12 protein-coding genes and 1 other RNA gene are annotated in these 12,503 nt (G+C 60.2%); 6 read left to right on the forward strand and 7 right to left on the reverse strand.

Annotated features, from left to right (window positions below; translation table 11 throughout):
• The first annotated feature begins 8 nt into the window (after positions 1 to 8).
• From ccoS to KGB21_RS01455, 5 genes are all read left to right on the forward strand, one after another.
• The gene (gene ccoS / locus KGB21_RS01435) at positions 9 to 227 is read left to right on the forward strand and encodes a cbb3-type cytochrome oxidase assembly protein CcoS (RefSeq protein WP_223503221.1); all 219 of its coding nucleotides are present in this window, start codon (positions 9 to 11) and stop codon (positions 225 to 227) included.
• Positions 220 to 903, forward strand: coding sequence for a sulfite exporter TauE/SafE family protein (locus tag KGB21_RS01440; protein ID WP_034147926.1), 684 nt, complete (start codon positions 220 to 222; stop codon positions 901 to 903). The genes ccoS and KGB21_RS01440 overlap by 8 nt, the downstream gene beginning before the upstream one ends.
• Before the next feature lie 215 nt (positions 904 to 1,118).
• Positions 1,119 to 2,501, forward strand: coding sequence for an oxygen-independent coproporphyrinogen III oxidase (gene hemN, locus KGB21_RS01445; protein WP_223503286.1), 1,383 nt, complete (start codon positions 1,119 to 1,121; stop codon positions 2,499 to 2,501).
• A gap of 91 nt (positions 2,502 to 2,592) precedes the next feature.
• The gene (fnr, locus tag KGB21_RS01450) at positions 2,593 to 3,327 is read left to right on the forward strand and encodes a fumarate/nitrate reduction transcriptional regulator Fnr (RefSeq protein WP_034147927.1); all 735 of its coding nucleotides are present in this window, start codon (positions 2,593 to 2,595) and stop codon (positions 3,325 to 3,327) included.
• A gap of 79 nt (positions 3,328 to 3,406) precedes the next feature.
• On the forward strand, positions 3,407 to 3,955 hold the full coding sequence (locus tag KGB21_RS01455) for an adenine phosphoribosyltransferase (RefSeq protein WP_027921719.1): 549 nt from the start codon (positions 3,407 to 3,409) through the stop codon (positions 3,953 to 3,955).
• A gap of 134 nt (positions 3,956 to 4,089) precedes the next feature.
• Here the strand turns inward: KGB21_RS01455 and KGB21_RS01460 are convergent, their stop codons facing one another.
• The 5 genes from KGB21_RS01460 to dnaX form a co-directional block, all read right to left on the reverse strand.
• Positions 4,090 to 5,238 carry an acyl-CoA dehydrogenase family protein gene (locus tag KGB21_RS01460; protein ID WP_034147928.1) on the reverse strand — a complete coding sequence of 383 codons (1,149 nt, stop codon included), beginning with the start codon at positions 5,236 to 5,238 and terminating at the stop codon, positions 4,090 to 4,092.
• Between the two features lie 273 nt (positions 5,239 to 5,511).
• Positions 5,512 to 6,114, reverse strand: coding sequence for a recombination mediator RecR (recR, locus tag KGB21_RS01465; protein WP_034147929.1), 603 nt, complete (start codon positions 6,112 to 6,114; stop codon positions 5,512 to 5,514).
• Positions 6,115 to 6,193: 79 nt separating this feature from the next.
• A complete protein-coding gene (locus KGB21_RS01470) occupies positions 6,194 to 7,228 on the reverse strand; it encodes an NADP-dependent oxidoreductase (RefSeq protein WP_223503223.1) in 1,035 nt (344 codons plus the stop codon).
• A gap of 257 nt (positions 7,229 to 7,485) precedes the next feature.
• Entirely contained in the window at positions 7,486 to 7,824 is a 339-nt protein-coding gene (locus KGB21_RS01475; protein ID WP_008028561.1) for a YbaB/EbfC family nucleoid-associated protein, read from the reverse strand.
• Positions 7,825 to 7,891: 67 nt separating this feature from the next.
• Entirely contained in the window at positions 7,892 to 9,976 is a 2,085-nt protein-coding gene (gene dnaX, locus KGB21_RS01480; protein WP_223503225.1) for a DNA polymerase III subunit gamma/tau, read from the reverse strand.
• A gap of 134 nt (positions 9,977 to 10,110) precedes the next feature.
• Between dnaX and KGB21_RS01485 the strand changes: the two genes are divergently transcribed.
• The gene (locus tag KGB21_RS01485; RefSeq protein ID WP_223503227.1) at positions 10,111 to 10,851 is read left to right on the forward strand and encodes a substrate-binding periplasmic protein; all 741 of its coding nucleotides are present in this window, start codon (positions 10,111 to 10,113) and stop codon (positions 10,849 to 10,851) included.
• Positions 10,852 to 11,048: 197 nt separating this feature from the next.
• Here the strand turns inward: KGB21_RS01485 and ffs are convergent.
• Positions 11,049 to 11,145, reverse strand: an RNA gene (gene ffs / locus KGB21_RS01490) — signal recognition particle sRNA small type.
• Positions 11,146 to 11,292: 147 nt separating this feature from the next.
• The gene (locus tag KGB21_RS01495) at positions 11,293 to 12,459 is read right to left on the reverse strand and encodes a putative zinc-binding metallopeptidase (RefSeq protein ID WP_223503229.1); all 1,167 of its coding nucleotides are present in this window, start codon (positions 12,457 to 12,459) and stop codon (positions 11,293 to 11,295) included.
• Positions 12,460 to 12,503 lie beyond the last annotated feature (44 nt).

Raw genomic sequence — 12,503 nt, forward strand, 5'->3', positions numbered from 1 at the left:
GAGTCCAGATGCCAGCTCTCTACGTGATGATCCCGGCCGCGCTGCTGATCGTGGCCATCGCCATCTTCATCTTCTTCTGGGCCGTCGACAGCGGTCAGTACGATGACCTCGACGGCCCGGCCCACAGCATCCTGTTCGACGACCAGGACCCGAACCACACCGCGGCAGTCGACGAAGCCAGCGGCCATCCGCCCAAACCCGACGACAAGGCGCCGCCCGATGTTTGAATTGGCGCCACTGTTGGTGTCTGCGGTGATTCTCGGTCTGCTCGGTGGCGGCCATTGCCTGGGCATGTGCGGCGGCTTGATGGGCGCGCTGACCCTGGCGATTCCCAAGGAACAACGTAGCCGGCGCTTTCGCCTTTTGCTGGCCTACAACCTCGGGCGAATTCTCAGCTATGCCACCGCTGGACTGTTGATCGGCCTGGCGGGCTGGGCGGTCGCCAACAGCCCGGCGGCGATGTTCATGCGAGTCCTCGCCGGATTGCTGCTGATCGCCATGGGCCTGTACCTGGCCGGTTGGTGGAGCGGTTTGACGCGCATCGAAAGCCTCGGTCGCGGGCTGTGGCGGCATATCCAGCCGATCGCCAACAAACTGCTGCCCGTGTCGAGTGTTCCGCGTGCGCTGTTGTTGGGTGGGCTTTGGGGCTGGTTGCCGTGTGGTCTGGTTTACAGCACGTTGTTGTGGTCGGCCAGTCAGGGCAATGCACTGGACAGTGCGTTGTTGATGTTGGCGTTTGGGTTGGGCACGTGGCCGGTGTTACTCGCAACGGGTCTTGCGGCTGAGCGGGTGACGGCAGTTTTGCGTAGGCGTAGCGTGCGCATGGCGGGTGGATTGCTGGTGATGTTGTTTGGAATCTGGACTTTGCCGGGGCCGCATCAGCATTGGTTGATGGGCCACTGAACTGTGGCGAGGGAGCTTGCTCCCGCTGGGGCGCGAAGCGGCCCCCTGCCCTTCAAAAAAGCAGGGGCCTGCTACGCAGTCCAGCGGGAGCAAGCTCCCTCGCCACAAAATCCGATCACGACCACCTTTTACCCTTGACGCAAATCAAGATGCCCCAACAGCGCGCCCCCTAGACTGGCCGACACTGCCAGCCTATCCGGGGGAACGCCCGCATGATGCTCGACGCCATTCGTTGGGACACCGATCTGATCCGCCGTTATGACCTGGCGGGACCGCGCTACACCTCCTATCCGACCGCCGTGCAATTCAACAGCCAGGTCGGCACCTTCGACCTGTTCCACGCCCTGCGCGACAGCCGCAAGGCCCTGCGCCCATTGTCGCTGTATGTGCACGTGCCGTTCTGCGCGAACATTTGCTACTACTGCGCCTGCAACAAAGTCATCACCAAGGATCGCGGCCGCGCCCAGCCTTATTTGCAGCGCCTGGAACAGGAAATCCAGTTGATCGCCTGCCATCTCGACCCGACGCAGAAAGTCGAGCAACTGCACTTTGGCGGCGGCACGCCAACATTTCTCAGCCACGACGAACTGCGTCAGTTGATGGCGCACCTGCGCAAACACTTCAACTTGCTGGACGACGATTCTGGCGACTACGGCATCGAAATCGACCCACGCGAAGCCGACTGGTCGACCATGGGCCTACTGCGCGAACTGGGTTTCAATCGGGTCAGCATCGGCCTGCAAGACCTCGATCCAGCGGTGCAGCGCGCGGTCAACCGCCTGCAAAGCCTGGAAGAAACCCGCGCGGTGATCGACGCCGCGCGCACCCTGCAATTTCGCTCGATCAACATCGACCTGATCTACGGCTTACCGAAACAGACCCCGGAGAATTTCGCCCGCACCGTCGATGAAGTCATCCGCCTGCAACCGGACCGGCTCTCGGTGTTCAACTACGCGCACCTGCCAGAACGCTTCATGCCGCAGCGGCGGATCAACAGCGACGAACTGCCGACACCGGCGCAAAAACTGGAAATGCTGCAGCGCACCATCGAACAACTGACCGCCGCCGGTTACCGCTACATCGGCATGGACCACTTCGCCTTGCCGGACGATGAACTGGCGATTGCCCAGGAAGAATCGACCCTGCAACGTAATTTCCAGGGCTACACCACTCACGGGCATTGCGATTTGATCGGCCTGGGCGTGTCGGCGATCAGTCAGATCGGTGACTTGTACTGCCAGAACAGCAGCGACCTCAATCAATACCAGAGCACGCTGGCCACGGCGCAACTGGCCACCAGCCGTGGCCTGCTGTGCAACGCGGATGATCGTCTGCGGCGTGCGGTGATTCAGCAGCTGATCTGCAATTTCAGCCTGGAATTCGCCCTGATCGAACACGCGTTCAATATCGATTTCCAAGGCTATTTCGGCGAACTTTGGCCGCAATTGCAGGGCATGGCCAAGGATGGCCTGATCGAACTGGATGGCGAAAAAATCACTGTGCTGCCAGCGGGACGCTTGTTGGTGCGATCGGTATGCATGGTGTTTGATGCGTACCTGGAGCAACACAGTCGCCAACGGTTCTCCCGAGTGATCTAGACTTGCGGCAAATCCGCCGTGCGCTGGCCTCAATGTCCTCTGGTGGGTTACCCTTACGTCTTATGTGTGTTTTCCCACAAGGATTGAAGAAATGTCCGAGCCAGTAAAATTGCGCGCTCATACTCAGGCCCATTGCAAGGATTGCAGCCTGGCCCCACTGTGTTTGCCACTTTCGCTGAACCTGGAAGACATGGATGCGCTGGACGACATCGTCAAACGTGGACGCCCGCTGAAAAAAGGCGAATTCCTGTTCCGCCAGGGCGACACGTTCGATTCCGTTTACGCAGTACGCTCCGGCGCCCTGAAAACATTCAACCTGAGCGATGCTGGCGAAGAGCAATTGACCGGTTTCCACCTGCCGAGTGAACTGGTCGGCCTGTCGGGCATGGACACTGAAAAACATCCAGTGTCGGCGCAAGCGCTGGAAACCACGTCGGTCTGCGAAATTCCTTTCGAACGCCTCGACGAACTGGCCCTGCAATTACCGCAGTTGCGCCGTCAATTGATGCGGGTGATGAGCCGTGAGATTCGTGATGATCAACAGATGATGTTGCTGCTGTCGAAAAAAACCGCCGACGAGCGCATTGCCACCTTCCTGGTCAACCTGTCGGCACGCTTCCGCGCCCGAGGCTTCTCGGCCAATCAGTTTCGCCTGAGCATGTCGCGCAACGAAATCGGCAACTACCTGGGCCTGGCGGTGGAAACCGTATCGCGGGTGTTCACGCGCTTCCAACAGAACGAACTGATCGCTGCCGAGGGCAAGGAAATCCGTATCCTCGACCCGATTCAGCTCTGCGCCCTGGCCGGTGGCTCGCTAGAAGTCTGATTCGGACGAGCGCGGCTGAGCGAAACGGTTCAGCCGCCGTTATACTGTGTCGTTTGCAGCCTGCCAGGACACCTCGACGATGGTCTTCGATTCCTTCGACATCAAATCCCTCATTCGCCCCGTGATCGACTTCCCGAAACCGGGCGTGATTTTTCGCGACATCACCCCGCTCTTCCAGTCGCCCACGGCCCTGCGCCTGGTGATGGACAGCTTTGCCCATCGTTACGTCGAAGCTGACTTCACCCACATCGGCGCCATGGATGCCCGTGGCTTCCTGATTGGCTCGGTGCTCGCCTATCAGTTGAACAAGCCACTGGTGTTGTTCCGCAAGCAAGGCAAGCTGCCGGCCGACGTCCTGGCCGAGGGCTATGCGACTGAATACGGCGAAGCCTTTCTCGAAGTCCACGCCGACAGCCTGTGCGAAGGCGACTCGGTGGTGATGTTTGATGACCTGATCGCTACAGGTGGCACCTTGATTGCGGCAGCGAACCTGATTCGGCGCATGGGCGCGCGGGTTCATGAAGCGGCGGCGATTATTGATTTGCCGGAGCTGGGTGGTTCGCAGCGTCTGGAAGATATGGGGATTCCGACTTTTTGCCTGACGCAGTTTGCCCTTACCGATAAGTAAGAGGCGGCTGTACTGACGCCATCGCTGGCAAGCCAGCTCCCACAGGGTTCTTTGCCATGCTCAGGATTTTTGCACGGCTCAGATACCTGTGGGAGCTGGCTTGCCAGCGATGGCGTCATTCGCCGCACCACCAACTACAGCCCCATCTGCTTGCTGATGATCTCGTTCATCACTTCCCGAGTCCCGCCACCGATCGAAAGAATCCGGTTATCCCGATACAACCGCTCCACCAGACTCTCACGCATGTAACCCATCCCGCCCAATATCTGCACCGCATCGTTAGTAATCCGGTCAGCCGTGTCAGTGGCAAAATTCTTGGCCATGGAAATCTCCTTGATCACACTCTGCCCCACCGCCATTTTCGCCGCTTGCCGATAGGTAAATTCCCTTGAGACTTCCAGCTCGGTAGCCATCTCGGCGAGGCGATGCTTGATCACCTGGAACTTGCCGATGGGTTTGCCGAAGGCTTCACGCTCCCGCGCCCATTTCAGGCTTTCCTCCAGCGCCAGCTGTGCGGTCATGTTGGCCATCAGCGCCAAAGCCAGGCGTTCGCTCTGGAAGTTACCCATGATGCAGGCGAACCCCATGTTTTCGCTGCCAATCAGATTGCCTACAGGCACACGGCAATTATCGAAGAACAATTCGGCGGTGTCCGACGCCCACCAACCCATTTTCTTCAGTTGCCGTCCCACGGTGAAACCGGGCGTGCCCTTCTCGATCATTAACAGGCTGATGCCGGCGAAACCCGGCTCGCCGGTACGCACCGCGACGGTGTAGAAATCCGCGCGTACGCCACTGGTGATAAAGGTTTTACTGCCGCTGACCCGGTAAACATCACCGTCACGCACGGCGCGGGTTTGCAGGTTGGCGACGTCGGAACCACCGCCGGGTTCGGTAACGGCCAAGGCACTGATTTTCTCACCGGACAACACCTGTGGCACAACCCGATCTCGGACGTCCGGCCTGGCCCATTTGAGAATCGGCGGCAAGCCGATATCCAGCGACCCCAGCCCCGCCACCAGGCCTCCAGAGCCACAGCGCATCAACTCTTCGCTGGCAGCGACCTTGGCGAACAGATCGCCTTCGTGGCTGCCACCGTATTGCTCCGGGTAGCCGATGCCGAGGATTCCCGCCGCACCGGCCTTGAGGTAGAGCTCGCGGGGAAAGCTTTCAGCTTCTTCCCACTGATCAATGTCCGGAAGAATCTCGCGCTCGACGAAACGTCTGACGCTGTCGCGGACCAATTGGTGGCTGGGATCGAAGTATTCCTGAAAGGCAGGCATCGGCGAACTCCACTGAAGGGTTCAGCGACGTTAACCGAGCGCTTGCTTGGTTTTCAACAGGATTGTTTGAATCAGGGGGATCGAGGTGTCTGCATCGCCAGCAAGCCGGCTCCTACAGATCGCAGGCTTGGTGGCGATGGCGTCTGTGCAGACGCCACGATTACTTGGTTTTACAAGAGAGAGATTGAATATCAAAAGATCGCAGCCTTCGGCAGCTCCTACAGAAAAACACCTATCCCTGTAGGAGCTGCCGAAGGCTGCGATCTTTTGCTGTTACAGCGAAATCGGCTTACGCCCCGCAAACGAATGCGCCAACGTCCCGCCATCGACCAACTCCAGCTCGCCGCCCAACGGCACGCCATGGGCGATGCGCGAAGCGATCAGGCCTTTGCTGCTGAGCAATTGGGCGATGTAGTGCGCGGTGGCTTCGCCTTCCACGGTCGGGTTGGTGGCGAGAATGACTTCAGCAAAGGTGCCCGCCTCTTCGATCCGCGCCATCAATTGCGGGATGCCGATCGCTTCCGGCCCCAGCCCGTCGAGCGGCGACAAGTGGCCTTTGAGCACGAAGTACCGCCCGCGGAACCCGGTCTGCTCCACGGCGTAGACATCCATCGGCCCTTCCACCACACACAGCAACGTGTCGTCGCGCCGGGTATCGGCGCATTGCGGGCAGAGGTCATCTTCGGTCAGCGTGCGGCACAAACGGCAGTGACCGACCCCATCCATGGCCTGGCTTAGGGCCTGCGCCAGTCGCGAGCCGCCGCTGCGATCACGCTCGAGCAACTGCAACGCCATGCGCTGGGCGGTTTTCTGACCCACGCCTGGCAAAACGCGCAGGGCATCGATCAGTTGGCGAATCAAAGGGCTGAAGCTCATGGGGAAAAAGTCCGACAAAACAACGAGACGCGGTTTATACCCGCGCCTCTGATTAGCGTCAAATAGCAGCGTCGATTAGTCAGTCCCGGGCGACCCGAATCACCAGTTTGCCGAAGTTGCGTCCTTCCAGCAGACCAATGAATGCTTCGGGCGCGTTCTCCAGGCCATCGACCACGTCTTCGCGGAACTTAACCTTGCCATCACGCACCCACGGCGCCATGGCGCTGACGAATTCCGGCTGACGGTCACCATAGTCGTCAAACACGATGAAGCCCTGAATCCGCACACGTTTGGTCAGCAGAGTGCGTTGCAATTGCGGCAGGCGATCCGGCCCACTCGGCGCTTCGGTTGCGTTGTAGGACGCAATCAGGCCACACAGCGGAATACGTGCCTTGGGATTGAGCAACGGCAGCACGCCATCGAATACCTTGCCGCCGACGTTTTCGAAATAGATGTCGATGCCTTTGGGGCACGCCTTGGCCAGTTCATCGGCGAAGTCCGGGCTCTTGTGGTCGACGCAGGCATCGAAGCCCAGCTCTTCGATCACATAACGGCACTTGTCCGCACCACCGGCCACGCCTACCACGCGCAGGCCCTTGATCTTCGCCACTTGCCCGACCACCGAACCCACTGCGCCGGATGCTGCGGCGACCACCAGGGTCTCGCCGGACTTCGGCTGGCCGATGTCCATCAAGCCCATGTACGCGGTCATGCCCGGCATGCCGAGCACGCCCAAGGCCATTGACGGGCTCGGCAGGCCCGACGGCACCGGGATGATGCTGCGACCGTCATTGATGCTGTGGCTCTGCCAGCCAGTCGAGCCGACCACCAGGTCACCTTCCTGAAACTTGGGATGCAACGAGCGTTCGACCCGGCTGACAGCGCCACCGGTCATCACCCCGCCGATTTCCACTGGGGCCGCGTAGGACGGCGCGTCACTCATGCGCCCGCGCATGTAGGGGTCCAGCGACAGAAAAAGGGTCTTGAGCAACACCTGACCGTCGGCCAGTTCGGGCAGCGCCACGCGTTCCAGGCGGAAATTCTCCGGCGTCGGTGCGCCTACCGGACGGGAGGCCAGGACGATGCGTTGGTTGAGGGTCATGGGGTCGGACATGTCAGCGTCTCCTTGAATGGGTGAATTCGGGGATATAGGGAGCAGACCTTTGTGGCGATTTCGCGTTCGATGTTTCTACCATACGACCGAGTGGACTTCATCGCGAGCAGGCTCGCTCCGCACTGGAATGCGTTCAACTGTGCGAGCCTGCTCGCGAAGGCGGCCTGACAGTCATCACATTACCGATAGCCAGAAACAAAAATGCCAGGCGCGATGCCTGGCATTTTTTTGTAGCTCATCTGCCGCCTGAAGGCGAATCAGAATGGCAGTTTCATACCCGGTGGCAGTTGCATGCCAGCGGTCATGCCGGACATTTTGTCCTGGCTGTTGGCTTCGATCTTGCGAACGGCATCGTTCACCGCTGCCGCGAACACCGCTTCGAGCATTTCCTTGTCGTCTTCGCTCAGGCCTTCGACCAGGCTTGGGTCGATGGTCACGCGCTTGACGTCATGACGACCGGTCATCACCACGGTGACCATGTCGCCACCGGCCTTACCGGTGACTTCGGCGTTGGCCAGCTCTTCCTGCATCTTGGCCATTTTTTCCTGCATCTGCTGTGCCTGCTTCATCAGGCCGGCCATGCCACCTTTCATCATGGGAATCACCTCAAAAGTACTTGGATAAAAACAGCGCACGGCCCTTACGACCGAACGCCTTCAGTTATTAGCCCTGACTGGCCAGGGCTTCGACAGGTTCAATAGTATCGTTACGGATCACCGCACCGAACTGCTGCATCATTTGCTGGATGAACGGATCACCGTGGATCGATTCCTCAGCCTCGCGCTGACGGTCGGCACGACGACGGGACGCCGCCTGCGCCGGGGTTTCCTGCTCGGGCTTGATCAGCTCCATGCTCAGGGTCAGCGTGCGCCCGTGAAACTGGTTCAACGCATCGTTGAGACGACGTTGCTGGGTCGCGTTGAACAAGGCGCTGTGGGCCGGGTCCAGGTGCAACAGCCAGTTGTCGCCATCCACGGCGATCAGCGTGCAGTTGGCGGCGATGCTGCCGGTCATGCCGGAAATCGGCAGTTTCGGGAACAGCTCCAGCCATTGCAGGGCCAGACCGGTTGCCGGCGCTGCTGCGGGCTCAGGCTCGGGTTCTGGCGCCGGCTCAGCGGCGTGCTCGCTGGCCAGTTCGTCGAGGTAACTGTAGGCCGAATCGATGTCCGGCTCGATGTAGTCTTCGTCCAGCGGCGGCTCGTCGTCCAGGTCCATGCCTGGCGTGGCGGCATCGACCTCGGCCACGGACGGTTCCGGGATTGGTGCAGCGGCCCATTCCGGCGCGTCCGGCACCACGCTGTCCGGCGTCGGCAACGGCATCGGCGGTAATTCGGGTTGTTCGCTGGTGGTTTCCAGTACCGGCTCGACCGCCGGCTGTTGAACAGGCGCAGGCTCGACCGGGTCATTCCACGGCAGGTCGACAACCTCCTCGACCACGACCGCCTCGACCACAGGCTCAGGCTCAGGCTCAGGTACGACGACCGGCGCAACAGGCTCAGGCTCGGCAACCACTGCCTCCGCAACCGGCGCAGGAACCACGGGTGTAACTGCCGCAGCGACTACCGGCGCAACAACTCGCACGGCAGCCACTGAATTTGCGGAATCAACTGTGGCCTGGCTGATCCCCACTGGCTTTAGCGGTTGCCTCGGGGCATCCGCAGTATCGGCGGGCCGGAAGGCGAGCATCCGCAGCAGGACCATTTCGAAGCCACCGCGCGGGTCCGGTGCCAGTGGCAAATCGCGGCGACCGATCAGGCCCATCTGGTAATAGAACTGCACGTCTTCAGCCGGCAAGGCCTGGGCCAGTGCCAGCACCCGGTCACGATCGCCGTGGCCGTTGTCGACGCCTTCAGGCAAGGCCTGGGCGATGGCGACACGATGCAGCACGTTGAGAATTTCCGAGAGCACGCCGTTCCAGTCCGGGCCTTGTTCGGCCAGATGACGAACGGCTTCGAGCAACCCCTTGGCATCGCCTTCGATCAGCGCATGCAGAACGTCATAGACCTGTCCGTGATCGAGGGTGCCAAGCATCGCCCGCACGTCGGCGGCCATGACTTTGCCTTCACCGAAGGCAATTGCCTGGTCGGTCAGGCTCATAGCGTCGCGCATCGATCCGTCGGCGGCGCGGCCCAGCAACCACAGTGCATCGTCTTCGAACGGCACGTTCTCGACGCCCAGCACGTGGGTCAAATGCTCGACCACCCGCTCCGGGGTCATGTTCTTCAGGGAGAACTGCAGGCACCGCGAGAGAATCGTTGCAGGAAGTTTCTGCGGGTCGGTGGTGGCCAGGATGAACTTGACGTAGGGTGGCGGCTCTTCAAGGGTTTTCAGCAGCGCATTGAAGGAATGGCTGGAGAGCATGTGCACTTCGTCGATCAGGTAGACCTTGAAGCGGCCACGGCTTGGCGCGTATTGCACGTTATCGAGCAGCTCGCGGGTGTCTTCAACCTTGGTGCGGCTGGCGGCGTCAATCTCGATCAGGTCGACGAAGCGGCCCTCATCGATCTCACGGCACACCGAGCACTCGCCACAGGGCGTCGAAGTGATACCTGTTTCACAGTTCAGGCATTTGGCGATGATCCGCGCGATGGTGGTCTTGCCGACCCCGCGGGTACCGGTGAACAGGTACGCGTGGTGCAGCCGCTGGCTGTCCAAGGCATTGATCAGAGCCTTGAGCACATGGGTCTGGCCGACCATTTCGCGGAACGAGCGCGGACGCCATTTACGTGCAAGAACCTGATAACTCATCGAAAACCATCACCACTGGAAAGCAGAAGCGGCTAATGCTAGCGGAGCAAGGCCAAAATTGCATCCGGTGGACTCGTCTAATCTGGCTAAGCTGCGTTTTGGGGGCTTTTTGTTTCATCGATAACGGAGCGTTTATGCGGCTGGCCTTGGGGGCATTGCTGTTGATCAGCCTGGATGGCGTGGCCGCTGACGCGCCGTTGCGCTTCGTGGTGCCCGACAGTTGGGCGATGCCGATGGTGCAACTTGAGCGTGGCCGACCGACTCAAGGCATCCTCTACGACGTAATGCTCAGCCTCGCGACCCAGGTCGGCGTGCCCGCTGAATTTCACGTATTGCCTCGCGGACGCGTGCAAAACGCCATGGAGCACGGCGAGGTCGATGTGCGCTGTTATGCCGCGCAGTCATGGATGCCGAACCAGTCTGGCGACTACATCTGGAGCATCCCGCTCTGGACGCAACCCGATTTGCTGATCAGCCGCCCTGCCGCGCCCGCCACGGTGATACCGGCGAAACTGTCACACCAGTCCATCGGCACCGTGCTCGGCTATAGCTACCCGACCCTTCAACCGCTGTTCGATGCCAACGAGCTCCATCGCGACGACGCCCGCAATCAGGAACAGGTCCTGGAAAAACTCCACGCCGGGCGCAATCGCTATGCCGTCAGCAATCAATGGACCCTGGACTGGTTCAATCAGCGCCTGTTGCCGGAGCAGCAATTGCAACGTGTGGCAGTGTTGCAGGAGCAGCGCGTCGGTTGCTATGTGCGCAATGACCCCAAGGTGCCGGTGCAACGGATTCTGCGGACCTTGCTGCGGATGAAGATGTCCGGGGAGATCGACGACATCATTCAGCTCTATATTGGCGGCAAGTCTTAGCCCAGCGCCGGGCATAAGACTGGTTTGGGGGCCGCTTCGCGACCCTGCGGGAGCAAGCTCCCTCGCCACGGGGTGGCCTTCTCCGCTTTTTTGGAGACGACAAAAAACCGCCCAGGACGATTAATCCATGGCAGTGCAATAAAAGTATTTTTAATCAGATAACGCGACAGAGGAATCGCGGTGCGTTATGGAGGCAACCCCACCAGCCACACCCCGGCACACAATGTTCCCGCTGTGGCTGCTGCCTTCCGGCTCTGACCAGGTTCACGGGTAATCGTTGCGGGGGGACCGATGGGGTCACCATAACGACGCTCACCTTACGGCGAGCCGCGCCATTGTACCTATCTGAGACGAACTTACAACCGTTCGGGCGGATTAAAAAATATGAGGCGCGTCAAGGACATGCGGGATACCGAAAAAGATCGCAGCCTTCGGCAGCTCCTACAGGTCTTTTACCACCTCATCCGCCCTGCCGCCCTCGCGCTGAATCACCAGGTGAATGAAATGCAGCTTGGCGATCACCGCTGGCGGCAACACGAAGGGATAGAAATCCGGCTGCCCCATGCTGCGTGACAGCTCATTGAGCATGCCAGCCAATTCGATCCACGCGTTGACGAATGACAGAAACGCCGCGCCGCCCGGATGCTGCGGATCGTAAAGCGTGCTCGACGGGAACGGTTGATAGTCGAAATCCATTTCCCGGGCACTCATGCCAAATCCGAGCGCGGTGTCCACCGCGTCCATCATGTGCAGGTAGTGAGCCCAGGTTTCCGCCCAGTCTTCCCAAGGGTGCATGGTCGCGTAGGCGCTGACGTAATGCTGCTGCCAGTCAAGCGGTGCGCCTTGCTGATAATGCCGCTCAAGAGCCTCGGCGTAGCTCTCACGCTCATCGCCGAACAAGCCGCGAAACGGTTCCAGCCAATCACTGTTGGCGATCAACCGGTCCCAGTAGTAATGCCCTACCTCATGACGAAAATGCCCAAGCAGCGTGCGATAGGGTTCGCGCATCTGCACTCGCACTTGTTCGCGATGGGCGTCGTCGGCCTCTTTGATGTCGAGGGTGATCAAGCCGTTGGCGTGGCCGGTAGTGGGTGCCTTGCCTTCGAGATCGACGCCGATGACATCGAAGGCCAGGCCCGCGTCTTCATCGACGGTTTTCGGGATGACCTGCAATCCGAGGCTGACCAACTGCGCGACCAGACGCCGCTTGGCGGTTTCCACCTTGCGCCAGCGATCGTGGTTTTGCGCAATCGACAAATCGGGAATGGTGCGATTCAGGCTACAGGCGATGCACAGCGCATCATGATCGTTGGCGGGCAGCAGCCAATTGCAGGCGGCCGGGGAATCGAGGTTGGCGCAGCGGCGCAATTCACCATATTCAGGATCGACGTCGAGCAGCCAGGTATCGGGTTGCGCGCCCGGTTGCAGCGAGGACAAGCGACTCTGCTCCGGTTGATAACCCAACGCTGCCGAACAGGCCAGGCACTGACTGTTGCTGAAGAACAGCGACTGCCCGCAACGGCAGGACCAGACTTTGCTGTTGCGCGAAATTTCGCCCATGAAAGGGGCGGCGATGCGCGAGCTGAGCTGCTCAAAGAAACGGTACATGGCGATCTCTCCCTGGGGCTTGCCAAGACTAGATCATCGCTTCG

This window comes from Pseudomonas sp. GL-RE-29 (assembly GCF_019947275.1).
Classification (GTDB): Bacteria; Pseudomonadota; Gammaproteobacteria; order Pseudomonadales; family Pseudomonadaceae; genus Aquipseudomonas; species Aquipseudomonas fluorescens_A.

What these genes read in the sequence shown, in the direction of transcription:
- KGB21_RS01485 (WP_223503227.1), top strand. Translation starts at nt 10,111, where the DNA reads ATGCGGCTGGCCTTGGGGGCATTGCTGTTGATCAGCCTGGATGGCGTG.
- ccoS (WP_223503221.1), top strand. Translation starts at nt 9, where the DNA reads ATGCCAGCTCTCTACGTGATGATCCCGGCCGCGCTGCTGATCGTGGCC.
- KGB21_RS01475 (WP_008028561.1), bottom strand. Translation starts at nt 7,824, where the DNA reads ATGATGAAAGGTGGCATGGCCGGCCTGATGAAGCAGGCACAGCAGATG.
- KGB21_RS01455 (WP_027921719.1), top strand. Translation starts at nt 3,407, where the DNA reads ATGGTCTTCGATTCCTTCGACATCAAATCCCTCATTCGCCCCGTGATC.
- KGB21_RS01440 (WP_034147926.1), top strand. Translation starts at nt 220, where the DNA reads ATGTTTGAATTGGCGCCACTGTTGGTGTCTGCGGTGATTCTCGGTCTG.
- dnaX (WP_223503225.1), bottom strand. Translation starts at nt 9,976, where the DNA reads ATGAGTTATCAGGTTCTTGCACGTAAATGGCGTCCGCGCTCGTTCCGC.
- hemN (WP_223503286.1), top strand. Translation starts at nt 1,119, where the DNA reads ATGCTCGACGCCATTCGTTGGGACACCGATCTGATCCGCCGTTATGAC.
- fnr (WP_034147927.1), top strand. Translation starts at nt 2,593, where the DNA reads ATGTCCGAGCCAGTAAAATTGCGCGCTCATACTCAGGCCCATTGCAAG.
- KGB21_RS01470 (WP_223503223.1), bottom strand. Translation starts at nt 7,228, where the DNA reads ATGTCCGACCCCATGACCCTCAACCAACGCATCGTCCTGGCCTCCCGT.
- recR (WP_034147929.1), bottom strand. Translation starts at nt 6,114, where the DNA reads ATGAGCTTCAGCCCTTTGATTCGCCAACTGATCGATGCCCTGCGCGTT.
- KGB21_RS01460 (WP_034147928.1), bottom strand. Translation starts at nt 5,238, where the DNA reads ATGCCTGCCTTTCAGGAATACTTCGATCCCAGCCACCAATTGGTCCGC.
- KGB21_RS01495 (WP_223503229.1), bottom strand. Translation starts at nt 12,459, where the DNA reads ATGTACCGTTTCTTTGAGCAGCTCAGCTCGCGCATCGCCGCCCCTTTC.